31 protein-coding genes are annotated in these 24053 nt (G+C 46.1%); 11 read left to right on the top strand and 20 right to left on the bottom strand.

Features of this window, described 5'->3' with window-relative positions:
- Genes A4U59_RS10855 through mnhG form a run of 5 tightly spaced genes read left to right on the top strand, consistent with a single transcriptional unit; the run spans window position 1 to window position 2928 of the window.
- Window positions 1-342: a Na(+)/H(+) antiporter subunit C gene (locus tag A4U59_RS10855; protein ID WP_070120744.1), complete on the top strand. Its 342-nt coding sequence runs from the start codon at window positions 1-3 to the stop codon at window positions 340-342.
- Complete coding sequence (locus tag A4U59_RS10860) at window positions 335-1810, top strand: Na+/H+ antiporter subunit D (RefSeq protein WP_070120745.1); 1476 nt, start codon at window positions 335-337, stop codon at window positions 1808-1810. Before A4U59_RS10855 ends, A4U59_RS10860 begins: the two co-directional genes overlap by 8 nt.
- A 5-nt stretch (window positions 1811-1815) precedes the next feature.
- On the top strand, window positions 1816-2292 hold the full coding sequence (locus tag A4U59_RS10865) for a Na+/H+ antiporter subunit E (RefSeq protein ID WP_070120746.1): 477 nt from the start codon (window positions 1816-1818) through the stop codon (window positions 2290-2292).
- Complete coding sequence (locus A4U59_RS10870; protein ID WP_070120747.1) at window positions 2292-2582, top strand: Na(+)/H(+) antiporter subunit F1; 291 nt, start codon at window positions 2292-2294, stop codon at window positions 2580-2582. The genes A4U59_RS10865 and A4U59_RS10870 overlap by 1 nt, the downstream gene beginning before the upstream one ends.
- Window positions 2563-2928, top strand: a complete 366-nt coding sequence (gene mnhG / locus A4U59_RS10875; protein ID WP_070120748.1) for a monovalent cation/H(+) antiporter subunit G — start codon at window positions 2563-2565, stop codon at window positions 2926-2928. Before A4U59_RS10870 ends, mnhG begins: the two co-directional genes overlap by 20 nt.
- A 224-nt stretch (window positions 2929-3152) precedes the next feature.
- On the opposite strand, the gene A4U59_RS10880 is transcribed toward mnhG, so the two are convergent.
- On the bottom strand, window positions 3153-3941 hold the full coding sequence (locus A4U59_RS10880) for a phosphatidylserine decarboxylase (protein WP_070120749.1): 789 nt from the start codon (window positions 3939-3941) through the stop codon (window positions 3153-3155).
- Between the two features lie 108 nt (window positions 3942-4049).
- Between A4U59_RS10880 and pssA the strand changes: the two genes are divergently transcribed.
- Entirely contained in the window at window positions 4050-4589 is a 540-nt protein-coding gene (gene pssA / locus A4U59_RS10885) for a CDP-diacylglycerol--serine O-phosphatidyltransferase (protein ID WP_070120750.1), read from the top strand.
- 105 nt (window positions 4590-4694) lie between these two features.
- The gene (locus A4U59_RS10890) at window positions 4695-6365 is read left to right on the top strand and encodes an acyl-CoA dehydrogenase family protein (RefSeq protein ID WP_070120751.1); all 1671 of its coding nucleotides are present in this window, start codon (window positions 4695-4697) and stop codon (window positions 6363-6365) included.
- A 278-nt stretch (window positions 6366-6643) separates the two neighbouring features.
- On the opposite strand, the gene A4U59_RS10895 is transcribed toward A4U59_RS10890, so the two are convergent.
- Together A4U59_RS10895 and A4U59_RS10900 are read right to left on the bottom strand one after the other, a co-directional pair.
- Complete coding sequence (locus A4U59_RS10895; RefSeq protein WP_070120752.1) at window positions 6644-6835, bottom strand: hypothetical protein; 192 nt, start codon at window positions 6833-6835, stop codon at window positions 6644-6646.
- A gap of 78 nt (window positions 6836-6913) precedes the next feature.
- A complete protein-coding gene (locus tag A4U59_RS10900) occupies window positions 6914-7150 on the bottom strand; it encodes a hypothetical protein (RefSeq protein ID WP_070120753.1) in 237 nt (78 codons plus the stop codon).
- 158 nt (window positions 7151-7308) lie between these two features.
- Here A4U59_RS10900 and A4U59_RS10905 point away from each other — a divergent pair, with 158 nt between their 5' ends.
- Complete coding sequence (locus tag A4U59_RS10905; protein WP_070120754.1) at window positions 7309-7524, top strand: hypothetical protein; 216 nt, start codon at window positions 7309-7311, stop codon at window positions 7522-7524.
- Between the two features lie 63 nt (window positions 7525-7587).
- On the opposite strand, the gene sigK is transcribed toward A4U59_RS10905, so the two are convergent.
- The 6 genes from sigK to A4U59_RS20870 form a co-directional block, all read right to left on the bottom strand.
- Window positions 7588-8325 (bottom strand): RNA polymerase sporulation sigma factor SigK, encoded by a 738-nt coding sequence (gene sigK / locus A4U59_RS10910; protein WP_070120755.1) that lies wholly within the window; start codon window positions 8323-8325, stop codon window positions 7588-7590.
- Window positions 8326-8557: 232 nt separating this feature from the next.
- Window positions 8558-8743: a hypothetical protein gene (locus A4U59_RS10915; RefSeq protein WP_070120756.1), complete on the bottom strand. Its 186-nt coding sequence runs from the start codon at window positions 8741-8743 to the stop codon at window positions 8558-8560.
- A gap of 153 nt (window positions 8744-8896) precedes the next feature.
- On the bottom strand, window positions 8897-9037 hold the full coding sequence (locus A4U59_RS21750; protein WP_169823948.1) for a hypothetical protein: 141 nt from the start codon (window positions 9035-9037) through the stop codon (window positions 8897-8899).
- 87 nt (window positions 9038-9124) lie between these two features.
- Complete coding sequence (locus A4U59_RS21360) at window positions 9125-9280, bottom strand: hypothetical protein (protein WP_157888167.1); 156 nt, start codon at window positions 9278-9280, stop codon at window positions 9125-9127.
- 116 nt (window positions 9281-9396) lie between these two features.
- On the bottom strand, window positions 9397-9537 hold the full coding sequence (locus tag A4U59_RS20865; protein ID WP_083270798.1) for a YrzI family small protein: 141 nt from the start codon (window positions 9535-9537) through the stop codon (window positions 9397-9399).
- 111 nt (window positions 9538-9648) lie between these two features.
- Window positions 9649-9789, bottom strand: coding sequence for a YrzI family small protein (locus A4U59_RS20870; protein WP_157888168.1), 141 nt, complete (start codon window positions 9787-9789; stop codon window positions 9649-9651).
- An 811-nt stretch (window positions 9790-10600) separates the two neighbouring features.
- Here A4U59_RS20870 and A4U59_RS10920 point away from each other — a divergent pair.
- Both A4U59_RS10920 and A4U59_RS10925 read left to right on the top strand, forming a co-directional pair.
- Complete coding sequence (locus A4U59_RS10920) at window positions 10601-12148, top strand: hypothetical protein (protein WP_070120757.1); 1548 nt, start codon at window positions 10601-10603, stop codon at window positions 12146-12148.
- 2 nt (window positions 12149-12150) lie between these two features.
- On the top strand, window positions 12151-12870 hold the full coding sequence (locus A4U59_RS10925) for an OmpA/MotB family protein (protein ID WP_070120758.1): 720 nt from the start codon (window positions 12151-12153) through the stop codon (window positions 12868-12870).
- A gap of 78 nt (window positions 12871-12948) precedes the next feature.
- On the opposite strand, the gene A4U59_RS10930 is transcribed toward A4U59_RS10925, so the two are convergent.
- Both A4U59_RS10930 and mtnN read right to left on the bottom strand, forming a co-directional pair.
- Window positions 12949-13203: a YrhC family protein gene (locus A4U59_RS10930; protein ID WP_070120759.1), complete on the bottom strand. Its 255-nt coding sequence runs from the start codon at window positions 13201-13203 to the stop codon at window positions 12949-12951.
- A 371-nt stretch (window positions 13204-13574) separates the two neighbouring features.
- Window positions 13575-14282 carry a 5'-methylthioadenosine/S-adenosylhomocysteine nucleosidase gene (mtnN, locus tag A4U59_RS10935; RefSeq protein ID WP_070120760.1) on the bottom strand — a complete coding sequence of 236 codons (708 nt, stop codon included), beginning with the start codon at window positions 14280-14282 and terminating at the stop codon, window positions 13575-13577.
- Between the two features lie 81 nt (window positions 14283-14363).
- On the opposite strand from mtnN, the gene A4U59_RS10940 reads away from it, so the two are divergent.
- On the top strand, window positions 14364-14573 hold the full coding sequence (locus A4U59_RS10940) for a DUF2536 family protein (RefSeq protein ID WP_070120761.1): 210 nt from the start codon (window positions 14364-14366) through the stop codon (window positions 14571-14573).
- Window positions 14574-14648: 75 nt separating this feature from the next.
- Here A4U59_RS10940 and A4U59_RS10945 read toward each other — a convergent pair whose 3' ends face one another.
- From A4U59_RS10945 to A4U59_RS10985, 9 genes are all read right to left on the bottom strand, one after another.
- Window positions 14649-15350 (bottom strand): YrrS family protein, encoded by a 702-nt coding sequence (locus A4U59_RS10945; protein ID WP_070120762.1) that lies wholly within the window; start codon window positions 15348-15350, stop codon window positions 14649-14651.
- Window positions 15351-15422: 72 nt separating this feature from the next.
- Window positions 15423-17222, bottom strand: coding sequence for a peptidoglycan D,D-transpeptidase FtsI family protein (locus tag A4U59_RS10950; protein WP_070120763.1), 1800 nt, complete (start codon window positions 17220-17222; stop codon window positions 15423-15425).
- Between the two features lie 273 nt (window positions 17223-17495).
- Window positions 17496-17972 (bottom strand): transcription elongation factor GreA, encoded by a 477-nt coding sequence (gene greA / locus A4U59_RS10955; protein ID WP_070120764.1) that lies wholly within the window; start codon window positions 17970-17972, stop codon window positions 17496-17498.
- A gap of 121 nt (window positions 17973-18093) precedes the next feature.
- Entirely contained in the window at window positions 18094-18729 is a 636-nt protein-coding gene (gene udk, locus A4U59_RS10960) for a uridine kinase (protein WP_070120765.1), read from the bottom strand.
- A 1-nt stretch (window position 18730) separates the two neighbouring features.
- Window positions 18731-20005, bottom strand: a complete 1275-nt coding sequence (locus A4U59_RS10965; protein WP_070120766.1) for a peptidase U32 family protein — start codon at window positions 20003-20005, stop codon at window positions 18731-18733.
- A 15-nt stretch (window positions 20006-20020) separates the two neighbouring features.
- A complete protein-coding gene (locus A4U59_RS10970; RefSeq protein WP_070120767.1) occupies window positions 20021-20950 on the bottom strand; it encodes a peptidase U32 family protein in 930 nt (309 codons plus the stop codon).
- 5 nt (window positions 20951-20955) lie between these two features.
- Window positions 20956-21594: an O-methyltransferase gene (locus A4U59_RS10975; RefSeq protein ID WP_070120768.1), complete on the bottom strand. Its 639-nt coding sequence runs from the start codon at window positions 21592-21594 to the stop codon at window positions 20956-20958.
- Window positions 21595-21713: 119 nt separating this feature from the next.
- Entirely contained in the window at window positions 21714-22847 is a 1134-nt protein-coding gene (gene mltG / locus A4U59_RS10980; RefSeq protein ID WP_070120769.1) for an endolytic transglycosylase MltG, read from the bottom strand.
- 721 nt (window positions 22848-23568) lie between these two features.
- Window positions 23569-23826 (bottom strand): hypothetical protein, encoded by a 258-nt coding sequence (locus A4U59_RS10985; protein ID WP_070120770.1) that lies wholly within the window; start codon window positions 23824-23826, stop codon window positions 23569-23571.
- Window positions 23827-24053 lie beyond the last annotated feature (227 nt).

The following is a 24053-nucleotide window of genomic DNA, read 5'->3' on the forward strand; positions in this document are numbered from 1 at the left end:
ATGGAAATTTTAATGTCCATCCTTGCCGGGAGCTTATTCACGGCCGGCATATATTTGCTGCTTCAAAAACAGCTTCTCAAGATTATCATTGGAACAGCCCTGCTCTCCCACGGCGCCCATTTGTTTATCCTGACGATGGGCAAACTCGAGCGCGGCGCGCCACCGATTATCCATGGGCACGGAGGCGGGCCATATACCGATCCCCTCCCGCAGGCACTGATTCTGACTTCAATTGTTATCAGCTTCGGTGTTACGAGTTTTTTACTCGTGCTTGCGTACAGGGCTTACCGCACCAATCATACAGATAATATGGAAAAACTGAGAGGTACTGACAATGAGTAACTTAGCGATATTGCCGATATTAATCCCATTTGTTACAGCAATCGCAGCAGCGTTTTTTCATAAGAACCTTCCCCTGACAAGATGGATCACCGGCATTATGGTTTTTGTGAACCTGGCTGTTACGCTGTACGTTACAACCGTCGCCTTCAGCCAGGGGGCTATCGTCCTTGAGACCGGCGGCTGGGCTGCACCATATGGAATCATCCTTGTCGCAGACAAGCTGGCGATGACTCTAGTCACAACAACGAATATCATCGCTGTTGCCGCATTCTTTTTTGCAAAGGTGTCACTTGATGAACAGCGGCAGCACTTTTATTTCTATACGTTTTTCCAGCTTTTGATTGCAGGTGTCAGCGGCGCCTTCATCACAGGTGACTTGTTTAACCTGTTCGTATTTTTTGAAGTGCTCCTAATGGCTTCTTACGGCCTTATTGTTCTAGGCGGAACAAAAGAACAGTTCCGGGAGTCACTGAAATACGTTTTGATCAACCTATTTTCTTCCATTTTGTTTGTAACAACTGTCGCCTTCTTATATTCCGTTACCGGAACGGTGAATATGGCGCACCTGGCCGAGCGTATCGGAGAAGTCGAACAGACAGGTGTCTTGACAACAATCGCAGTCTTGCTGTTCCTTGTATTCGCTACAAAAGGAGCCTTATTTCCGCTCTTTTTCTGGATGCCGAGGTCCTATGCGGTGCCAAGCCCTGTCATTTCCGCCCTGTTCGGAGCGCTTTTGACCAAAGTCGGCGTATACTCCATTTTAAGAGTGTTTACGCTCATATTTGTTTACAATCTCGACTTTACGCATAACCTTTTTATCATACTGGCAGGAATCACGATGCTGATCGGCGTGGTCGGCGCCCTTTCCACAAACGATGTCAAATTGATCATTGCCTACAATATCATTCCTGCAGTCGGCTATATGATGATGGGAATCGGCATTTTCAGCGATTCTTCCATTGCCGGCACGGTCTATTACCTTGTTCATGACATGATCGTCAAAGGGGCTTTATTTCTCCTGGTCGGCGCCATTGTGATTGCTGCCGGAACAAGCGACTTAAGGAAGATGGGCGGCTTGATCCATTCCTATCCGCTGCTTGGCTGGCTGTTTTTACTTGCTTCCATCACAGTTGCAGGACTGCCGCCTTTCTCAGGCTTCATCGGAAAACTGCTCCTGCTTCAAGGCGGTATGGAAAATGGAAACTTTGTCATAGTCGGAATCGGTTTGCTGACAAGCCTGCTGATTTTGATTTCAGTAATTCGCATCTTTATTAACGGGTTCTGGGGAGAACCAAAAGAATACAAGCCGGCACGTTCAATCGGCGGACTGATTGCACCGGCTGGATTTCTCCTTGCATTTTCTGTTCTGCTGGGGATAGGTGCTGAATGGTTTTACCCGTATATCCAAAGCGTCGCCGACTCACTTATAGATCCTTCCGTATATATTAATACGGTGTTAAAGGAGTAGATGATATGCCAGCCCAAATATTGATTAATATTGTTGTTGCGTTTATCTGGATGTTTTTGAATGAATCCTATTCGTTCGTTGATTTTTTTCTTGGTTTTCTAATCGGGATTTTCCTGCTCTATATGCTGCGGCGGTTTATTCCTGATGCGTTTTATATGGAGCGGGTAGTGGCTGCAATAAAACTGGTGCTCCTGTTTATAAAAGAGCTGCTGTATGCGAACTGGGATATCGTTAAGATCGTGTACCGCCCGAAACTCGATGTGGAACCAGGCATATTCGCCCTGCCGACGACACTTAAAAGCAACTGGGAAATTACGCTGCTTGCCAACTTGATCACGCTGACCCCGGGGACACTTTCGGTTTTTGTATCAAATGACAACAGCAAACTGTACATTCACGCGATGGACCTTCCCGATGTGGAAGAAGGCATTAATTCAATTAAAAATACGTTTGAAAAAGCGATTCGGGAGGTGACGCGATAATGCACGGCCTTCTTGAAACCGTGACTGTCATCTGCATGGTGGTTACAGCCGTATCCATTGTCATGCTCCTCTACCGTGCCATCAAGGGGCCCACAAATCCGGATAGGGCTGTGGCGCTTGATACGATCGGAGTCAATCTTATTGCGATGACCGGACTTTTGGCCATATACATTGTGACGATAGAGTTCAACGATGTCATTCTGTTGCTTGGTATCCTCACTTTCATCGGTACGGTCGCGATCGCAAAATTTTTGGAAAAGGGTGTTATCATTGATCGAAGTCGTAATTAGCATTCTCCTCATCATCGGCACCTTTTTTATTTTCTCCGGATCACTCGGTATCCTGCGTTTTCCGGATGTGTATACCAGGCTTCATGCAGCGACCAAGAGTGCAACACTGGGTGTCAGCGGCGTGCTTATCGCTGCCTTCCTGTTTTTCATTTTTGAAGAGGGCATTGTGAGCGGAAAACTCATTCTTGGAATTATATTTGTCCTTCTGACTGCACCGGTCGGCGGCCACATGATTTCAAGGGCTGCGTACCGAACCGGTGTCGAGTTATGGCAAAAAAGCGGACATGACGAGCTGGTTGCTGAAATAGAAAAAGAAATAGAAAGAAATGATATGAAAAAAGAGTAAGTTTTTCGGATGCAAATCAATCACTTAGAAATCACAACAGCCTTCGCAGCTTTAATCACACAAATTTTACACTATATTGCAAATTAAAAGGAGCTTGAAAAACCAAGCTCCTTTTATTATTTATAAATTTGCCGTTATTCAACAATCGCACCTTTTAAAGGGATAGATGTTTCTGTGAAAATGAAAACAGCCTATTCTGAATCCTGCCCGGATGCTGAATACTTTCAGATAAGGAAGCCGATAGTTTGTCCTGCTTTCACTTCTTTCACTTCTTGCACTTCTTCTCCTGCAGCCGGTTTGAACACCCCCGGCTCAAACAGGAGGACAACCGTGGAGCCAAAGCTGAATAAAGCAAGTTCTTGCCCTTTGCCGATGTAACCATCCTGCTTAGCGGTTTGGATTGTGTTAATGTTCATTGCCCCGACTTTGACAACAGCTGCCTTTTTCTCCTGTTCTGTTTCGATTTCCGTAACAAGGCGATAATTTTTAGAAAGTGGATACTTACCGTATTTAAGCCCCAGCCTGTTGACAGGGTAAGATTTATCGCCAAGCTCAAACTGTTTCCTGATAGTACCAGAAACAGGGGAATGGATCCGATGGTAGTGAGACGGGCTTAAATAAATGATAAGATAATATCCGCCTTTATATCCGGCCGCATTTTCTTCACTTCCGAGCATCTCTGCTATCGAGTAATCGAGCCCCTTCACGGTGAAAACCGCCTCAGGACCGATCTCTCCCTGTTCTTCCAGAATGCCGTCGACCGGGCAGGCTGCAGCCGACGGATCCGGATCGGTCATACGCAGCCCCGGCTTGAGTTTTCTCGTAAAAAGTTCGTGAAGGGTCTGGTACTCCCCAACGGAATACTCCATTTCATCCGTATTGATCCGATAGGTGCGGACGAAAGACGGAACAAACGGCTTGCTGAGCTTTGATTCTGCAAAAGCCTTGATGGCAAGGGCCAAAAAGCGGCGATTGGTCAATTCAATTAAAGTTCGGTATATGGTTTTTTTCACAAATAGTCTCCCCCAGCCAAAATACTTCTTTACCTTTGGTCATATAATGAATAAAATAAGTGTAATGAAATAGTTTACATGAATCAACACATAAGGAGTGTTTTTATCATGTTTTTACAGGAAAGACTTGACCATACATTTAAAAGGCTGAAGGCACAGACGGCTAATGCCCTTACGCTGATTAATCTTTCACTCGGGGGATTCGCTGTCATCTTCATTCTTAACGATACGCTGCATATGAGCCTGATTTTCATTTTTTTGGCAGCACTGTCCGATAGATATGACGGAATGACGGCCCGCAGGCTTAATATCGTTTCCGATCTTGGAAAACAGCTTGATTCCATGGCGGATCTCGTTTCATTCGGAATTGCCCCTGCTTTCTTACTATACCAGGCTGTGCTGAATGACTTCGGCGCACCGGGCGCTTTCTTTACGGTCTTATATATCGCAATGGGTGCGCTCAGGCTAGCGAAATTCAACCTGCAGGAAAATACCGGATACTTTTCAGGCCTGCCGATCCCGGCAGCCGGCATATTGATCACCATTTCTTATCTGCTTATCAATGTCTTGCCCGGGTTTGTTTTCATGTTCCTCATTCTTGTCCTCGCCCTCCTGATGGTCAGCCCATTCAAGCTGAAAAAGATTTAAAGCTTTCCTGATGGAAAGCTTTTTGTTTTGGCTGGATTGACATTCAGTATCGGGTACCATACTCTTAATGTAAGAATATTCTAATTTTTACCGGAGGGATGGAAAGTGAACTTTTACCGTGATGATCGGCATTTGCAAGCAACTCTAAAAAGGCATCTTGATCCTGACTTTTACAGCTGGGCAGATAAGGAACTTGAAGAGTTCGGCAGCCTGTGTGCCGGGGAAATTGATCAGCGCGCAGTACATACCGACAGGGAAGGCCAGCCGAAATTGATCAAATATGACCGGATGGGGAACGACATATCCCATGTGTGGGTGAACGACGGGTACAGGGAAACAGTGCGGCAAACGTACAACCGTGGCATTGTCGGATTTGTACATAAACCTATTCCTCAGCTTGGCAGAAAAGGGAATTATATTTACTCCTATGCTCAGGGATACTTGCTTTCCATGGCAGAACCCGGCTTTTACTGCCCGGTTACGCTGTCAATGGCTACCGCTTATTTAATCGATCGTTATGCCGATCAGCCCTTGAAGAACCGTTTCCTTCCCCATGTCCTGTCAACCGGTGAAACAGAACTTTATGAGGGGGCTACATTCTTGACCGAACGGCAGGGAGGCTCAGACGTCGGAGCAAACGATACAAAAGCGGTGAAAGATGGGAACCATTACCGGCTGTACGGCGAAAAGTACTTCGCCTCAAATGCCGGCATGTGCGGTGTAGCTGCCGTCCTGGCCCGTATGGAAGATGCACCCGGCGGCACAAAAGGCCTCAGTTTATTTCTGGTCCCATGGAAAAACGAAGATGGAGCGAACAACGCCCTGTCGATCCGCCGCCTGAAAGATAAGCTTGGTGTCAGGGCTGTTCCGTCAGCTGAAGTCGTGTTCGATGGTGCAGAGGCTTATCTTATCGGTGAGGCCGACCGCGGCTTTTACTATATGATGGAAGCACTGAACCTGTCGCGTGTAAGCAATGCTGTCGCTTCGCTCGGCATAATGAGGCGGGCGTTCATCGAAGCCCGGCAATATGCGTTCGAGCGTGAAGCATTCGGAAGCAAACTTGCCGGTTATCCGATGGTTAAGCAAACACTCGTCGAGCTGACTGCCCGCCAGGAAGTGCAGACGAGTGCCGTATTCAATTTGATTTCTCTGTTCGACAGGGTGATGACAAGGCCGGATGAAGTTTCACCTGACGATAAGGCGCTGAACCGCCTGCTGATTGCCTTAACGAAAAAGAGGACGGCTGAAGAAGCGATTTCATTCTCGCATGAAGCGATTGAATTGCACGGCGGCAATGGATTTATCGAAGATTTTGTCACTCCGCGGCTCCTGAGGGATGCCCAGGTGCTTACCGTCTGGGAAGGGACAGCGAATATACTTGGGCTTGAAGTGCTGAGGCTCATTAAAAAGTATGCGGTCCACCGCACTTTTGCAAATCAAATGGAACAGGAGCTGGTCGGCCTTCCCCGCACTCTTGAGAAAGAAACAGCTCTTGTAAATACACAGCTTGAAAAGCTCCGCAAGGCCGTCTCCGCGCTTTCCAGCCAGCCGGAAGATGTGCAGACATACCATTCAAAGCGAATCGCCGATTTGATGACCGACATTTATTATGCGGTGACAGCTTTGAAGGATGCAGCTGTGATGGGAAGCAGACAGGAAATCATTGCAAAGGTCTTAATCGGTTCCTTATGGACGGAAGATATCATTGACAGCAGCCTGCTGCCGCTCCGGCACTTTGATGATATTATAAACTCCCCCGCTGCCGAAACGGTCTAAACTCTACTACAATAAAGAAAAATCGCCGATGGCGAGCCTTTAGGCGAAGACAGAGGCGTAGTTGCCCTTATCTATAATCTTAAAATTGGCCACTGCGTGGAAATACTCCCTTGCTGACAATTTATACTTTCCTATATGGGAACAAATGCGCAAGGCGCCCGCTTATGACGATAGCCGCTGGCGCCTGGAGCTGGAAGATTCTCTTCTCGCTTTTAATCCATAACGCTTACATTTTATAATTCCTTAACAATGAATAAAGGCATCCGTAGCGGATGCCTTTACCTGTATTTGTCATAGTAGTAATATCCGCCTCCCGCAACGAGCAGCAACACCAGCAAAATAACAAAAAATGCATAACCTCTCCGGGCATGATGATAAGGCGGGTAAGGCGGAAGCCCGCAGTAAGCCTGGCAGCAGCAAGCATGAACAGGTTCCGGAAAAGGGAACCCGCCCGGTCCATATGGGTGCATGGATGAACCTCCTTTGCCTGACCTTTTCTTGCCATAGCTTATGCAAAAATTTTCCCTGGTGTATGGACATTTGCCCTGTCACCGGGCCATCGTAATGCTCCTGTTTCCAGTTTTGCCGTTGTACGGGCGCCCTGACAGGATATTCTTCAATTTAAACGTGCGCACGGCGTGTTTGGACGTGCAATAGGCACGGCAATATGTCATATTCAATTCCTTTACCAAAATGATGCGATGGCTGATTTCACCTTTTTCAGAAAGATAGATGATTTCAGCAGGCATGTGCTGTTCCCGGCATCTTTCCAAAACGTTCTCCATTCCTTTCAGCCCCTTTATTGTTCCTTACTTTCATTATATACGAACGAATGTTCTTTTAACACTTTTACCCGAACATATTTTCGGGTAAACTGAATGAAACGGGGAACATTCAGGGGCCCCAGTCCAATCCATGACAATCGGAAAGGTGGCGACCGCTCGTGGTCAGATATCATATTTTATATACATGGAAACAGGCTGCACAGATCTATATTGCCGTTCTTGATTTCCATAAAGGAGCAATCGTTACATATTCGATTGATGACCTTGACACCGGAGAGCTTGAACCCGAATTGCAGCGTTACAGCCGTAAGCTGGCGGAAAAAATCAAGAGCGGCTATTGGGATTATACTCAGCTGGGCAGCAAGCGGCAATAAAATGCCTGGACACATTTGCCGAATAAGTAAAGCCCGGCTGATAAACCGGGGCGATACAGTACATCAAGACAAATGGCGCTTCTTTTTAATCTCAGGTTTCTGGTCATACCGATGCTTATAAAACTCGTGGAATAGTTTCATCAAGGCCCTTTTTTCGATTCTCGAAACATAGCTTCGTGAGATCCCAAGCTCCCTGGCAATTTCCCGCTGCGTCTTCTCTTTCTTCAAATCAAGCCCAAACCGGCCGATGATCACTTCTTTTTCGCGGTCATCTAAAATATGGATGAAGTCGTAAATCTTCCGTAATTCCATGCTCAATTGGATCGTTTCAATCAAGTCTTCCGTGTCGGCTTTCAGCACATCGATCAGCGATATTTGGTTGCCTTCCTTATCCTGCCCGATCGGATCGTGAAGGGAAATATCCTTTTTTGTTTTTTTGAGGGCACGCAAATGCATCAATATTTCGTTTTCTATACAGCGGGCCGCATATGTCGCAAGTTTAGTGCCTTTTCCCTGTGAATAACTTTCAATTGCTTTGATCAGCCCGATTGTCCCGATGGAAATCAGGTCTTCCTGGTCTTCTCCGGTATTTTCAAACTTTTTTACGATGTGCGCCACCAGGCGAAGATTATGTTCGATCAAGCGGTTCCGGGCTTCTTCATCTCCCTCGGCCATCAAGTTCAGGTATTTCTTTTCCTCCTGGTCTGATAAAGGCTGGGGAAATGCATTGTTTTTTACATATGATACGAGGAAGAACAGCTCCTTGAGAAAGTAGCTTACCGTTGCCAGAATACTGGACAAACGTTTCACCTCCACCGAGATAATTGCACATGTTACATAGCATATATATGTGCGTTTGCCCTGCTGTGTGTCTGTCCGATGGAGAAATGCGGAGAGCCCTTCCTCAGTATCGTATTCTTATGCTGGTGCATCGGCGTTAGCCAAAAATTAAAAATGGCGGCTTTTTCGACTTGATATCCCTTTTCCAATACAATTTGCGAATTTTGCACCTTAAAAAACAAAACTGTTCGTATTACCGCGACCTTTCTTTTATGGCTTCATGGTACGATCCTTCTGTTTTTTCTTCGGCTTCATCAAATGAACCGGCAAGGTATGAATTGTTCATCAGCGAGTATGTTTCGGCGATACCATCAAGAACTTCTTCAGGCCATGCGTTAGGCTGCCGATATGGAGATGGTTCGAATTTTTTGTCTTTCATGATATCCCTCCTTGTACATTCAGGTTGAAGGACGGTTAGGCCCCTCCGTTTTCTTATCTCCGTAACCTGCCTGGCGTTCTTCTGCTTGTTTAGGCTTTTTAGCTGATTTTTGCTGTTTGCCGAACATGTTTTTGTCCACTTCCACAACCTCCTTCACATTTCGCCATTATTATGGTTTGCAAATATTGTTTCATGCACGAAAATGTTTTCCAGAACCGCGCAGGAGGAAAGGGCGGCTGCTGGACGGTTGGCTCCTGCAGTGTTGTTGTAATTGGCGGCTGGAAATCTGTGCAAAACCTCCTGCCTCCTGGGTTTGAGCAGACTCTGCCGCTTTGCGGCCAAATGAAAGAGCACCCGCATCGCAGGTGCTCTTTCATTTTTTTACATATATAAATGATGTTCACATTTGTGATCGGTCATTTTTTCGGTCAACCGTTTTGCAAGCTGCCGGTCCGCGAAAGAACAATAACTTCCGCACTTTCCGGCTTTGCGCGTTTTGACAGTGATATCAAAAGCGAAAAACGTAAACGTTAACATAAATATGCCTCCTTGATTCTCTCAGCGTAATCAGTCAGTATCTCTCTCTACAGCCAGCCAAATTAGAAACGCCCTCTTCATCGGAATCATCTTAATACACTCCTCTTCTTCATATTTTAATAAATATTATAAAATTCACATTTGCGGTCGGTCATTTTTTCTGTGATCGATTTGATGCGGTTGCGGTTTTCGAATTCTTCATTTGTCAAGTGATGCTTCTGTATGGTCACTGTGACGAAAAACAGATAAATGGTCATTTGTCTCCCTCCTTGCTTCGCTTGATATCAGTCGATGTCCCTCTCTTCAGACAGCCAGATTAAAAACGCTCTCTTCATCGGAATCATGATCATCCGCTCCTTTTCTTTAGATTAATAAAGATTGTAAAACTCAAATTTTCGGTCCATCATGTCATCTGTGATCGTTTTGATGCGTTTGCGGTCTTCCAGCTCTTCATTCGTCGTCTGATGTTTGTGGATCGTAACGGTAACGAAAAGTAAATGAATGGTCATTTTAGTCCCTCCTTGTTTCATTATTTTTTATAGGCTCTGTTAAACGTTAGTGTTGATTTCCGCTGCAGGCACTCGCTTTCACCCAAGGGCACAAGTGCGACATCCGTTTCTGCTTCCCTCCGGTCGCACTCACAGTGTCTTCTTTGCACCACAGGCACAAGTGCGACATCTGTTCCTGCTTCCCTCCGGTCGCACTCACAGTGTCTTCTTTGCCGCGGGGCGGGCGCTGAGCCTCCACGTCGCTCCTGCGGGGTCTCAGCTGTCCCGCTATTCCCACAGGAGTCTCGCACCTTACACTCCAATCAACTAGTGCAAAAATCAACATTGAGCTTTAACAAAGCCTTTTTATAAAAACCGGCATGATTTAAGCCAGGTTTTAACAAAAAGCCTCTTTTCAGGCACAAAAAAGCCGCAGGCAAAGACACCTGCGGATGTTGTCAGTTTCGTAAAAAAGACATAAAAAAATCGCAGATGCCTTTATTCGGCCTGCGGCTTGGATTGATGAAGGTTTCTGGAGAAGTCCGGAAAAATCCGTTTTCTGATTACGCCATTACCTTCAGGTCGAATAAATGGTGATTTGCATATGAAGTTTTGTACGTGTTGATTGCTTTGCCTTTGATCATGTTATTCGACCTCCTTGCTCCGTAATTTTTATTCGCTCAAGGAAAGTATAACCAAAGAATTATGAAAAGTAAACGCTTTTTTATTAATTTTCTTCCAATTTGCAATTTCCCATGAAAGTACAGCTCTTTTTCGGTTTCATAGCAAAAGTGCCGGGGTTTGTACATAGATATTTACAGGGGGGATGTATATGAGTTTAACGACAGGCTTTCTGGCAATTATCGCTTCCATCTTTTTTTTCGGGATATTGATCCATTTGCAGGCCGTTTCCATTTTACAAAGATGGGTCGATCATATAAGAAGCTATACCTCCGCAGCAAGAGGTAACGCTCACGATATCATCTGGTTTGCAAAAATGGAAGAGGAATACCGGGACTTTCGATTGAAAACAGCGGAAGAACCGAATACCGGCGTGCTGATTGAAAGGTATCTTTACAGTGCCAGAGTAAAGCTGCTCGGCATATTCCCGGTACCGGTCGGAAATCTGGTCCGTTTCCAATCACAGCTCCCATCAGCCGCCATTATTTTCGGGCTCCTCGGAACATTCACTGGTCTGACCCTTGCCCTTTATTCGATGCAAGACCTGCTCGGTGCACTCAGCGTATCATCAGGCACAAACCTTACCATCGACACGCTTGTTGCAGCATTGATCGAACCATTTCAAGGCATGAGCCTGGCCTTTATCACCAGTATTGCCGGCATTAGCGCAGCGCTTCTTCTCACCCTGTTTCAAAATGGCTTTTTCAATAGCGGAAAAAGCGTCACTTTCCTGATTGAAGAAGTTGCAGCTGCTAGTGAAACAGTCCTCGATTATCGTGTCTCCGCGGATGTGACGGAGGAAAAACCGCGCGACTATCTGGAAAAGGTGTTTGACCGGTTTGTCGGAAAGGTGCAAGAAAGTTTCGACCGGAGTGTGGGAACGTTCAGCGAAAAAATGGTCGGCTTCACAGAAAGTCTCAATGTTGCAATGGATCGGGTGCAAAACATCCTGAAAGACCAGGAAACAGCCAGCAGGACTTTCTCAGAAAGTGCCGGCAGTTTAAAGGAGTTCGGCGACTCGATCTCTTCATCCTTTGAACGGGCGGGAAGACTGACACATTCACTCGAACAGTCGGCCGGCAGCGTTTCAAAAGGACTTGCAAGCCTTGAACAGACAATAAAGGGACAGGATAAGGCGGCGGAACAGATGCAGAGGCGGTTTGAGCATCTGGTCAACCGGTCTGATGAAGTCATCAAGTCAACGGATCAGCGGGTAAAGGAGCTGAACAGCCAGTATTTGCGAGGACTTGACGAGCAGTTGGCAAGAAGCCATGAACAACAGGAGGCGCTTGAACGCAGGAGTGAATCCAGACAGGATGAATGGTATCGGCGCCTCCAGGAAAATCAGGATTCCTATTACCGCTCAGCCCAGGAGTTTTCCGGGTCTGTCAATCAGCTGGAAAAAGCGTGGTATGAAACAGTTGAGCGCTTGAAGAGAGATTTGTTTGATCAATTGAGCAGGGAACGCCAGCAAAGCCAGCAATTCAATTCATTTCAGGATGACCGCAATGAATGGATAAGAGCACTTGAACGCATGACAGGAAGCCTTCATCAGGATGCTGCCCAAATCCACAGGGACTTGCAGGAGGTATACGAACTTATCCACCGGGCAGCGGAATCATCCCGGCGCCATTCTGGACTGCTCTCCGCTGATGAGTCCGGCATCCGCCAGCGTTTCGGCTCACGGGCGGGTGAGTGAACATGAGGCACCGAAAATCAAAGAGGCGCTTCAACGATTCGGGTCCACAACAAGAATTTTACTGGCCTTCATTCACTGATATGATGGCAATGGCTGTCCTGGTCATGCTCTTCATAACGTTGATTGCGTTTGTCCAGGCGATTTATGAAGCATATGAGCAAACCGAAGTGAGGCAGGAACTAAGGAAAACGGCAGACATTAAAAAGCATATATCCGATAAAATCGAGAAGAAGTTGGAAGAAAACGTCGGAAAAGACAAAATCATCCGCGGGCCAAACAATACGATTTCGATAGAAGGCGACATTCTTTTTGCGACTGGAAGCGCCGAAATCAACCCGGCCGGGAAACAGATCCTGTTCTCGCTTAGCCAGGCGCTTGTAGAAATTATCGAGGACCAGGAGATGAACCGCTACCTCTATATCATTCTGGTGGAAGGCCATACAGACACCGTTCCATATGATAACTGGACACTGTCAGCCGATCGTGCTGTCGCAGTTGTCAAATACTTGATGAAAAGCAACCCGCAGCTGCAGCATAAAGATTACGCCAAATATCTTGCCGCAACCGGCTACTCGGAATACAAACCTGTCGTCTCCGGCGCCTCACCCGGTGCCAGGGCAAAAAACAGGCGCATTTCTTTCCAGATCATCCTTGATGACCAGAAATGGCAAGAAAAACTAAAAAACCTCCTGCATATAAGAAATGCGGAGAGCACCGGATAGCGGCGTATGCAGCTATGCATCAAAAAATGACTGCCCTATGAGCAGTCATTTTTTTAATGCTATTTTTTGTAAAACCTATTAAGCGCTGTTTGTTTCTTCCGCAATTTGTTTCATTATCTTCCGGGAGCGGTTATAAAAAAATGCCGATCCCCCGAGGAAAACAGCAGTGCTGCCCAGCATCACAAGTAACTGCATTTCTTCTTTTTGGCCGCCGGTGGCCTGTCCAATCAGTACGCCAAAATAAAGGAATACACTTACAGTAAGGAGCACATGGGCAAACCGCTTGAAATCAACTGCCTTTTCCGCCAGGTGTTTAAGTCTGTATGCGTTCATCACGTTACTCCTTTCCATTGAAACTATGAAACTCACTTTTTACGATAACATAAGATTGAAGTCAGCGGAGAATGTAATGGTTGCAATAACATGCAAAAAAAGGAAGAGAGAGAGCAGGAATGAATGTCACACTTGTTTCTGTGGGGAAAGCGAATGCCTGCAATGAAAGGAACGGGTAAGCCAAGAATAGGTACTTCATATTCACGAAGTATTTATTCATGGATGCTTTTGGGGAATAACAAAAAATCAACAAACAACAAGGAGCTTATAACGAAGCTCCTTGTTGTTTGCATTATAATGTGAAATCCATCTGATTTAGCTTGTGAAGCAAATTTATGATTTCGTCACTGAAGTTCGATTTCGTCCTGAGCTCACCTGTTTTTATCTCCGATGATGTCAAGCATATCCAAAATCAGGTTGGCCGAATGAAGCGCTGCCTTTTCAAGAAATTGTTCAAAACTGATGTTCGATTCTTTTCCGGCGATATCAGACAAGGAACGGATAATGACAAACGGTATGCCGAACTGGTGGCAAACCTGGGCGATCGAAGCGGCCTCCATTTCTGCTGCATACAAGTCCGGAAACTTCTTCCTCACAAATTCAACACGATCCGCGTCATTCATAAACGAATCACCGGTTGCGATAAGGCCGCGCTCAACTGCAGCTCCTTCCAGCTTGGCTGCGGCTTTTTCAGCCACATCCACCAGGTAAGGGTCAGGCTTATACCCTGCCGGCATTTGCGGAACCTGTCCATATTCATAACCGAAGATAGTCGCATCCACATCATGGTGGCGCACCTCTTCTGAAATGACGACATCGCCTACATCAAGTTTTTGATGAAATCCTCCCGCTGAGCCGGTGTTGATGACATAATCCGGCTTGAACCGTTCATTCAGGATGGCCGTTGCCATCGCTGCATTGGTTTTTCCGATTCCTGACTTAAGAAGCACAACATCAAGGCCTCCTATTGTCCCGCAGTAAAAATCGCACCCTGCGACGGATGTTTCGTTTCTGTCTGCAATCTTTTCGCGCAGCAATTCGACTTCTTCGTCCATTGCCCCTATGATACCGATTCTCATATCTAACCCCTCATTTCTTTGTCGCAATTTGAAACCTGTGATAAATTTTTTTTGTATATACTTCAGAAAGGATGTCCATTTATGAAGCTGGATCTAACCCCACTATCCGATAAAGTGGAATTTTTCGAAGCCCCATCAATAAGTGCGCTTGAAAAAGCGGTCAACGAAAAAATAGAGGATAACAAGGCGATATTACTTGAAGTCCATTCCGTATCACACCATGTGTCGTTTCATCCTGAAATCGGCAGGCCAATTTATTCTGCAGCGGTCCATTTCAAATCGAAAAATTGAACCTCCCAGGGCCTCGCCTAAAACAAGAACCAGCGGCATTCGAAGATGAATGCCGCTTTTTTATTGGCTATGCTGTCACTTCCATGGATTCTCTTTCAGCTGTTTCACCACTTCGGGCTTCCAGCCCTGTCCATCAACCCACACCAGCTCGACATCATAAATTGCGGATTGGTCCTTAGGGGTAATTACAGCATGGGATCGTTGAGGACCGCCATTATTTTCGATTCTCCAAGTGATCATATTGTTAGGATCCAGCCCTGCACCGTATGCGGCTGCCTGCTCCATCTCTTTCCATTCCTGGCTTCCCTTATTATATTCAGTAGCTTCATGGGCACCTTCCTGCTCTGTGCCAATCGGCTCCCATGCCCCTTTAACGGCACTGACAACATTCGGGTTGTCACTGTATTGTTCAGTAACATCATCGCCTTCACCGGCAGAAGCTTCTTCCCCGTTTTGTTCTTCTCCATTTTCATCAGTTTGTTCCTCATCACTGCTGTTATCTTCTCCACTGTCTTCAGCCTGGGATGTTTCATCTCCTGCAGCATCAGAGGTCTCTTCCTTTTCAGGAACCGCCTCTTGCTCTTCGTTACCGGAAGCTTCTTCTGACCCCGTATCAGGCTGCGGTTCAACAGAGGCCTCTTCGTCATTGTTTCCCAGCAGAATCGAGCCCCCGATGAGGACAATCAAACCGAGGACGACTGCTATAAATGTGTTCAATAATTTGTTGTATCTTCTTTCCCTCGATTTCTTTGCCAATCTTCTTCCCGTGTTTGCCATGGTTTCCTCCTCGAAAACGAGATATCAGTACAGAGTGTATTTTATCACTTTTCAGGTGGAGTGTTAATCATTTTATGCCCCTGCTTCCGCCTGTGCCGGTTCACCAGCCGCATCATGGTCATGAAGCGCATTGACCATATCCAGAAAAACCGAATTGGCCGGATGTGTTCCCGCCTCGCCGGCAATGCTTACGACCGCCAGCGCATATTTGGGTTTTTCCGCCGGAAAATAGCCGATGAACCATTTGTTCTCAAGGTTTTGCCCGCCGCCCACTTCGGCTGTGCCGGATTTTCCCGCCACCTTATATTCAGCGTGCTGAAGGAAACGGCCGGTTCCTTTTTCGCTTTCTGTGACCTCCAACAGCATTTCCTTTAAAACATTTGCTGTATACGGGCTTATCGTTTCATCCACTAACACTCTATCGTCAAAAGCGTACATGACTGAATCATTTTTATAAAGAATTTCGCTTACGGCTTTGACCTGCTTAGACTGACCGCCCCTGGCAATCGTCGCCATCATATTGGCTGCCGCAAGCGGAGATACTCTCACATTTTTTTGGCCGATTGCCGTCTGAGCTACAGCCTTGTGCGATTTCTTTTCATATTGTTCGCCCTGTTCTTCCCAGATTTGGCCGCCTTTTTCTTCCTTCAGCTGCCGGAATTCCCCCAGATGATATAAGTCACCTGTCCATCCTGACCGGGCAGTGATGCCCAGTTTTTCCGCATAGTCATCAAGCGTATCCGGATTGTCTTTTAAAAGCTCTTGTGCAAGCTGGGCAAAGGTTCGGTTACAGCTCTGGGCGAAGCTTTCCGGGAATGATAAATGTCCTTTCGGGCGGGCGGCTGCCCCGTCTCCATATAAGTTCTGATTACAGTCAAATGTGCGGTTTGGCCCTGCGATATCTTTCTCGATTGATGCGGCGGCAGTCACAATTTTAAAGATGGAACCGGGGACCAGCGGCTGGAGCATCTGATTAAGCCCCCCTTTTCCTTCAAGAGGCGATTCAGAACCATAATGCGGCCGGCTCGCCAGTGCAAGAACTTCACTTTTTTTTATATCAAGCAGGACAAGGCCCCCATTTTCAAGGCGGTTGCCGTCAAGAATCTCTTCCGCTTTTTCCTGTACAGCACGGTCGATGGTCGTTTTTATTTTAATGGGATAATACGGATTCGCTGGTGCTGCGTATTTGACTTCCAGGCCAAAGAGCGGTCCACCCTGGCGGTCAACATGATATAAAAGTTCTTCGGGTCCTTCGCTCACCAAAAACTCGTCAAATGAAGCTTCAAGGCCTGTAATGCCGAGCTTTGTAGACTCCCTCACCGTTCCGGCTTCAAGTTTTTCCGGATATCTTTGCCGGAGTAAAGCAGGGTTCTCACCCGTAATGCCAATCAAATGGGAAGCTGGAATGTTCCGCGTTTCTGTTTGCCTTGAAACGGCGAACACCCCTGGGATATTCAATCCGTTGATTTTCTCTGCCTCTGTTTTTGACAGCTGGAAAGAATCATCGTTTTTAAAAACAACCGGTTCAGCTGCTTCTTTTACCGCTTCATGAAGTTCCTCTTCGGAAACGCCGGCAATTTCCGCAACTTTTCCGACCGGCCACTCCATATCTTTTATGAATGGAAAAAGGACGAGTTCGGTTTTCTCTGCCACATTCAAGGGAACGCCGGTGCGGTCGGTAATGGTGCCGCGTCCCGTATTCAGAGCAAGACTTCTTGTCCGCTGTTCAATGCTCTTTTGGATCAGATTGATTCCACGCCGGGAAAAGTCTTCAGTACTAAGCAGCTGCAACTGAACAAGCCTTCCCAGTAAGAGAAGCAGGCAGACCGCCAATAAAACAGCCAGTTGTGTAATCCTCTTTCCTGTTTTCATGCCCAACCACCTCAATGTCCATTGTCGCCGAAATCGCAGGCATTCAAACAAACGGACATACGGAAGCTTTGAACTGCCCTTTTGAAGCTTACCCGTTCCTTTCCCCGGTCACCATAAAAAGCAGGAACCTCTGCTGCCAAGAGCTGTTCCCAGGCTCTGTAAGTGCGGGAAGCGGCAGTTTGGCTAACCCTTTTTTCAACATTATCCTTTTACAGATAAACACATTAAAAAAGAAGAACCGGCAACAATTCATACCGGTTCTTCTCCATACGTTTATTTAACGTCAATGATTTTTACGCTGATTTCTCCACCCGGTGTCTGAACGGCAACCTGTTCACCGACACGGCGGCTGAGGAGGCTCTTTGCCATTGGCGAGTCATTTGAAATCTTGCCTTCGAATGGGTCTGCTTCAGCACTTCCCACAATTTGATATTCTTCCTCATCACCATCTGGAAGTTCCTGAAACCGGACGGTCTTACCGAGCACCACTGTATCTGAAGCTGCCTGGTCATTTTCAATAATGACCGCATTGCGGATCATATTTTCAAGAGAGGCGATCCTGGACTCGACAAACGCCTGCTCGTCTTTGGCGGCATCGTATTCGGAGTTCTCAGAAAGATCACCGAAACCTCTTGCAATTTTAATACGCTCAACAACTTCTTTCCGTTTTTCCGTTTTCATGTATTCCAGTTCATTTTCTAATTTTGCTTTACCTTCTTCGGTCATATAATAGCTTTTTTCTTCAGACATGCCCTTCACTCCTTCTTCTGTTCAGTCCCCCGCTTAAAATTCGCTTCCGAAATCTTTAACATATACGAGTTATTATAGCATTATAGTTCAGTAAAATGAAAGCGTACTCTTATCTATGCTATTACAAAATGGGTTTTTCTTCAAGAACTGTCTGGATTTTCGTCGCAAGCAGATCAATGGCAACATGGTTTTGGCCGCCTTCAGGAACGATGATGTCAGCATACCGTTTTGTCGGTTCGATAAATTGCAAATGCATCGGCCGCACAACACTGACATATTGTTCGATGACAGAATCGATACTCCGGCCCCTGTCTTTAATGTCGCGGAGCAGCCGGCGGATGATTCTGATATCGGCATCCGTATCAACAAATACTTTAATGTCCATCAGATCACGGAGACGTTCATCTTCTAAAACAAGGATGCCTTCAAGAATAATGACATCTTTCGGCTCTACGTTTATCACTTCGGTCGATCTGGTATGCATTTTATAATCATAAACCGGTTTTTCAATCGGATTCCGCTGCAGGAGCTCATAAATATGATCGATCAAAAGATCATTATCAAAGGCGAACGGATGGTCATAATTCGTTTTCAGCCGCTCTTCCATTGGCAAAGCGCTCTGATCTTTGTAATAATAATCCTGCTCAAGCATAAGGATGTTTTCTTCGGATAAGTGCTTGATTATCGCACGGGTAACGGTTGTTTTGCCGGACCCGGATCCTCCGGCAACCCCGATGACGACAGGCTTCTTTCCCATTTTAATTCTCCTTCCGCATCATATTGTATGGGAATACAGGGTGTGCCGCTTTGATTTTGACAATCTGAAGCGGATGACGCGCTGCATCAAGCTCATTGCCGTCTTCATCCCAGATCTTTTCGACTTTCTGTGAGAAATTATCAATTTCCGGGCCGAAGAATTCCACTTCGTCACCTGGTTTGAAATGGTTGCGCTGCTGCAGGGTTACGATGCCGGTTTCCTGATTATAATCCATGACAAAGCCGGCAAACTCATATTTTGTCGCACGGCCATGTTCACCGAACATTTGCTCCTCATGTCCCGGCACCCCTTCAAAGAAGGCTGGTGCGGTATCACGGTTTGCGCATTTATCAAGTTCTTCGATCCATTCCTTCTTGATTTCAAAATTGTCAGGATCGGCGCAGTATGCATCAATCACTTTCCGGTATACACTGACAACTGTGGCGACATAATGAATGGACTTCATCCGGCCTTCGATTTTCAGGCTGTCGATTCCCAGTTCAATCATCCGCGGGATCGACAGCAGCAGATTCAAATCCTTCGGACTCATGGCAAACGGCTTGTCCCCTTCATCAAACAAGGGGATTTCGTCTGCTCCTTTTTCATCGCTTTCAGTTTTAAGCAAATCATAATCCCAGCGGCAAGACTGGCAGCAGCCGCCCCGGTTTGAATCGCGCGCAGTCATATGGTTACTCAGTGTACAGCGGCCGGAATAGGCGATGCACATGGCTCCATGGATGAATGTTTCGATTTCAATATCGACTTTTTCCTTCATTTCCTTGATTTCGTCATGGCTCGCTTCCCTTGCCAGGACGACTCTGTGCATGCCCTGTTCCTTCCAGAACTGGGCCGCTTTCCAGTTGGTTAGGGACTGCTGGGTGCTTAGATGCACCTCCACATTCGGCGCCACCCGCTGGCATGTTTCGATGATGAGCGGATCGGCGACGATGATGCCCGTCACTCCTGCTCTTTCCAGATCCCGCAAGTATTCTTCAAGGCCGGACATGTTTTCGTTATGGGCATATATATTAGTCGTTACATAAATTTTCGCATTGAATTTTTTGGCGAACTCCACGCCTTCCGCCATCTGTTCAATCGTGAAATTACCGGCATTCGAACGGAGGCCAAATTCCTGTCCGCCGATATAAACGGCATCTGCGCCGTAACGGACAGCAACTTTCAGTTTTTCAAGGTTTCCGGCTGGTGCCAGCAGTTCAGGCTTTTTCTTGATGACGCGCTTGCCGTTCTCCCTCACTGCAGTTTCTGCAAGTGCCATATTAATCTCCTCCTCTTAATAAACCGTTTCTTTAAAGAAGAATCCAGTATCAAGGTCCCTATTCACCGGCTGGATTTCCTTGATTTGTTCAAGATAGCTGTCCTTTTCATCCTCATACTTATCCCGGTCGTCGACACAAAGGTCGATTGCCCTGCGGTATTTTTCCGTCACCTTCAAAATGTAGTCGGATGATTTTAAGACGCCGTCGATTTTGAAGCTGTCAATTCCGGCATCGATCATCTCCTCAAGTTCATCGATGATACAGATATCATTCGGACTCATGATGTGAGTGCCGTTGGCGTCTTCAAAAATCGGATACTTGTTTTCCCGCTCTTTATCATAAAGGAACATCATTTTGTCCTGCCCCTTATTTTCGATTTTCATCGTTTTGCCCTGAAAGCGGAAGTAATTCCCGATCAGTGACCGTTTTGACTGGAACATCGCTGTCATGCCATGGACCTGGACTTCGATTTCCACTTCGGCATTTTCTTTGATTTCCACAATTTCATCCATACTCAACTCACGGGCGAGAACGGCCCGTTTGGCACCCTTACGGCCCCAGAAGTTGCATGTATACCAGTTGGTTGCAGTCGTCTCGGTGTTCCAGTGCAATTTCATATCCGGCGCTTCTTCGCGTGCCGCCATCAGGACAGCCGGGTCGCCGAATACGATGGCATCAACGCCGGACTCAGCCAGAAAGCGGACATATTCATTCAGCTCATCCACTTTATCATTGTGAAAGATGGCATTTAATGCTGCATATACCCTCACACCCGCCGGGCGGGAAAGCTCGACCGTCCGCTTGATGTCTTCCCTGGAGAATTCACCTGCAAGACGCAGTCCGTACCGTTCTTTCCCTACAAGAAAAGCATCTGCTCCGGCTTTTATCAATTGTTCTATATCATCAACATGCCTGGGTGTTACAAGCAGTTCGGGTTTCTTCATGTCCTTCACCTCTTTTTACTGATTGCAATCCCATCTCCGACCGGCAGGATTGCTGTATCGTACTCTTCATGGCCCATGAGCATCTTATTATATTTCTTCAATTTTTCCACCATCGGCCGGATTCGCTTATGATTTACATGTTCTTCAGCTACAAGGCCTTTGAACAAAACGTTATCTGATATGATCGTGCCGCCTTCTGAAAGCATCGGGCTGTACAGTTCAAAAAAACGAGCATATTGCCCTTTGGCGGCATCTATGAATATGGCACCAAACTGTATTGAATCGGGCAGCTTGTCTTTTGCTTCGAGCGCATCGGCTAGCAGGATATGGATCCGGCCTTCAAGACCTGCCCGGTTAATATAGTCAAGCGCTCTCTTATAGCGGTCTTCGTCGCGCTCAATCGTGTAAATGTGCACATTCGGAAGGGCCTGTGCCATCCGGATAGCGGAATATCCGATTGCTGTCCCGATTTCAAGGATGGTGTCCGGTTCCTTCATCCGCAGGAGCTGGAGCAATGTTTCGATGCCGGTCAATTCCATGATCGGCACACGGTGTTCCTTCGCATAGCGTTCCATTTCCTCGATCAGTCCGCTGCGTTCGGGGATTATGCTCTCCACATAGCGGGTTATATTTTCTGGAACCACAGCAAGGCCTCCTTTAATCAGCTTTTAAGCGGCCGAATTATCCTGCCGGCCGCTTAACCTGATATATTTTAACATAACTAACAGGGGGAATGCGAGTTTTTACGCATTCCCCCATGATCTCAATTTTTCAAGTGCTTATTCTTATCGATGTTATGCTCCTTGAGCGACTCATTAAAGAGCACTTCCCCCTCAGGAGTAGCCAGGAAGTATAGGAATTCCGTGTCATCCGGCTCAAGGGCTGCCTTCAATGACATTTCACCAGGGCTTGCAATCGGGCCCGGCGGTAAATCTTTGTATTTATACGTATTATATGGCGAATCGACTTGAAGATCCTTTTTGTAGACTTTTTGCTTATGTTCACCTAGAGCATAAAGCACAGTCGGATCCGTCTGCAGGGGGATGTCGTTTTCAAGGCGGTTATAAAACACGCTCGCAATCTTCTTGCGGTCGGCCTTTTTGGTCGCCTCCTGCTCAATGAGGGATGCCATCGTTATGAGTTGATGTGGAGTATACTCTTCCCCTTGCACGGTCAAATCATACTTTGTAAGAATTGCTTCGGTTTTATCAAGCATGTTTGCGATAATCAATTCAAGCTTTGGCTTTTCCTCATAAAACGAATAAGTTGCCGGGAATAAATACCCTTCAAGCGGATGCTTGATCTTTTCCCCGAGTATTTCTTCTGTCAGCATGGACGGGTAAAGCTCCATCAACTCTTTCAAATAGGCTTCATCGTTCAGCTTGGCCTCTATTTCCTCTTCTTTATACGGTGTATGCTTGGCAATGATCTCGATTATTTCAGGGATTTGTTTTCCTTCCGGAACGGTCATTTTAAAGATGGGATCAGCAAGGATCTTCCCGGTTTTAAGGGAATCGATAATATCCTCTATCTCCATTGACGGACTCAGTTTATAGTCTCCGGCCTGGAAACCCTGTTCATTTTTGTATTTCACGTAATACCGGAAGATTGTCGCATCCTTAACAATGCCGTTTTCCTCCAGTATATTCGCTATTTTTGAAACGGATGAGCCGATTGGAACCGTTATGTCCTTAATCGTCTTGTCGTTGGCATCCGCCGGTTCAAGGGCTGATTTCACATACATATAACCGCCGATTCCTGTGCCGATGATCGCCAAAACAAGGATGGTAACAATGATAAGGACGATTTTCCGGACTACCCGTGCTTCATTTTGTTTCTCTTTGCGCTTTTTATAAAACATGTTCATCTTATTTTGATTCGAGTTGGACTCTGACATGCCCCTACCCTCCTTTTCACCTTGCCTATTATACTATAAATTCTTTTAGTTTCGCCATTTCTTCTGAAAAATCGCTAAAATTTGTATGAGGTCGCAAGGTTGAACGATGGAATTAACCAGTGGCTATTTGTCTCTTATCATCCAAAGTAGCAAACGAATAACAGTCCAAAAAGAAAGAAAACTCGCCGGCTGGCGCCTCTTCAAGTGAAGACAGAGGTGACGCTGCCCTTATCTATATTCTTAAAATAGGCGACTTCCCCGGATATTTTATCAATGACAATTTCCTTTCTTTTTTAAAGGCTCTTTTAAATGCGGCTGTTGATGCCCGCTGAATCGTCCATGTAGATGTGCCCTCGCACGATTAGAGGAACGATTCATGGGTAGAGGTTGGGACATAACTAAATAAGTCATGCTTGGACCCGAACGGTTAGGCGGAAGATTCATTGATATCTTACCTAATCGTTCCAGTTTATCATTAGCTGAAATACTTATGTCCCAGCCTCTTTCACACTGCAAATATTGTCATTCTCAACTAACGCATCCGTAAACTTAATGACGGAGATTGGCAATTAAGGTCTTTCCTTTTCAGAATAAGGCATTTTTGTAATTACAATCGGTTCCTCTAAATTGACGTTTGGAATTTGTTGTGGGGTACTGGCATAGATTGGAGATTTTCAGCATCGGAGGGAAGAGGGGCATTAACAGCCATCCATAATACATTTTACTTTTTCTTATGGATGGCTGTTAATGCTTTTCCTTCATCTTCTTTTTTGACATAAAATTTATATTCGTTGCCGAAATGACTGTACGGACCACCTGGTGCCGAAGATGTGTTTGCAATGGATGCAACTCTATATTTTATTGAATCTGATTTCAAAAGGGATGCAACCCTATAATAATCCTGTTGATCGAGAGTCGTATAAACCAATGTCTTTTTACTTGAAAACCAATATTCAATTATATTAGCTATAATGTGCATGCTACTCCTCCCACACCACTAATCTGTCTTTTAATTTAGGCTTTGTTAAAGCTCAATGTTGATTTTTTCACTAGTTGATTGGAGTGGAAGGTGCGAGATTCCTCGAAAATAAAAACCAATTTTCTTCGTGCGGTGTCAATTCGAGGAAGCTTATTCAATGTCCTGCGGGATTAGCGGGACAGGTGCGACCCCGCAGGAGCGACGAGGAAGCTCACCGCCCGCCCCGC

The sequence above is a fragment of the Bacillus marinisedimentorum genome, assembly GCF_001644195.2.
GTDB lineage: Bacteria > Bacillota > Bacilli > Bacillales > Bacillaceae_O > Bacillus_BL > Bacillus_BL marinisedimentorum.

Excerpts from the sequence above, each read along its gene's own strand:
- A4U59_RS10900 (WP_070120753.1), bottom strand. The coding sequence starts at position 7,150 with ATGGAGAACGTTTTGGAAAGATGCCGGGAACAGCACATGCCTGCTGAA.
- A4U59_RS10930 (WP_070120759.1), bottom strand. The coding sequence starts at position 13,203 with ATGAACGCATACAGACTTAAACACCTGGCGGAAAAGGCAGTTGATTTC.
- A4U59_RS10940 (WP_070120761.1), top strand. The coding sequence starts at position 14,364 with ATGAAGCTGGATCTAACCCCACTATCCGATAAAGTGGAATTTTTCGAA.
- A4U59_RS10920 (WP_070120757.1), top strand. The coding sequence starts at position 10,601 with ATGAGTTTAACGACAGGCTTTCTGGCAATTATCGCTTCCATCTTTTTT.
- pssA (WP_070120750.1), top strand. The coding sequence starts at position 4,050 with ATGTTTTTACAGGAAAGACTTGACCATACATTTAAAAGGCTGAAGGCA.
- A4U59_RS10860 (WP_070120745.1), top strand. The coding sequence starts at position 335 with ATGAGTAACTTAGCGATATTGCCGATATTAATCCCATTTGTTACAGCA.
- mltG (WP_070120769.1), bottom strand. The coding sequence starts at position 22,847 with ATGTCAGAGTCCAACTCGAATCAAAATAAGATGAACATGTTTTATAAA.
- mtnN (WP_070120760.1), bottom strand. The coding sequence starts at position 14,282 with ATGAGAATCGGTATCATAGGGGCAATGGACGAAGAAGTCGAATTGCTG.
- A4U59_RS10925 (WP_070120758.1), top strand. The coding sequence starts at position 12,151 with ATGAGGCACCGAAAATCAAAGAGGCGCTTCAACGATTCGGGTCCACAA.
- A4U59_RS10965 (WP_070120766.1), bottom strand. The coding sequence starts at position 20,005 with ATGGCACTTGCAGAAACTGCAGTGAGGGAGAACGGCAAGCGCGTCATC.
- A4U59_RS10895 (WP_070120752.1), bottom strand. The coding sequence starts at position 6,835 with ATGCACCCATATGGACCGGGCGGGTTCCCTTTTCCGGAACCTGTTCAT.
- A4U59_RS21360 (WP_157888167.1), bottom strand. The coding sequence starts at position 9,280 with ATGTTAACGTTTACGTTTTTCGCTTTTGATATCACTGTCAAAACGCGC.
- greA (WP_070120764.1), bottom strand. The coding sequence starts at position 17,972 with ATGTCTGAAGAAAAAAGCTATTATATGACCGAAGAAGGTAAAGCAAAA.
- A4U59_RS10945 (WP_070120762.1), bottom strand. The coding sequence starts at position 15,350 with ATGGCAAACACGGGAAGAAGATTGGCAAAGAAATCGAGGGAAAGAAGA.
- A4U59_RS10985 (WP_070120770.1), bottom strand. The coding sequence starts at position 23,826 with ATGCACATTATAGCTAATATAATTGAATATTGGTTTTCAAGTAAAAAG.
- A4U59_RS10870 (WP_070120747.1), top strand. The coding sequence starts at position 2,292 with ATGCACGGCCTTCTTGAAACCGTGACTGTCATCTGCATGGTGGTTACA.
- A4U59_RS10865 (WP_070120746.1), top strand. The coding sequence starts at position 1,816 with ATGCCAGCCCAAATATTGATTAATATTGTTGTTGCGTTTATCTGGATG.
- A4U59_RS20870 (WP_157888168.1), bottom strand. The coding sequence starts at position 9,789 with ATGACCATTCATTTACTTTTCGTTACCGTTACGATCCACAAACATCAG.
- A4U59_RS10950 (WP_070120763.1), bottom strand. The coding sequence starts at position 17,222 with ATGAAAACAGGAAAGAGGATTACACAACTGGCTGTTTTATTGGCGGTC.
- A4U59_RS10915 (WP_070120756.1), bottom strand. The coding sequence starts at position 8,743 with ATGAAAGACAAAAAATTCGAACCATCTCCATATCGGCAGCCTAACGCA.
- A4U59_RS20865 (WP_083270798.1), bottom strand. The coding sequence starts at position 9,537 with ATGACCATTTATCTGTTTTTCGTCACAGTGACCATACAGAAGCATCAC.
- A4U59_RS10855 (WP_070120744.1), top strand. The coding sequence starts at position 1 with ATGGAAATTTTAATGTCCATCCTTGCCGGGAGCTTATTCACGGCCGGC.
- udk (WP_070120765.1), bottom strand. The coding sequence starts at position 18,729 with ATGGGAAAGAAGCCTGTCGTCATCGGGGTTGCCGGAGGATCCGGGTCC.
- A4U59_RS10970 (WP_070120767.1), bottom strand. The coding sequence starts at position 20,950 with ATGAAGAAACCCGAACTGCTTGTAACACCCAGGCATGTTGATGATATA.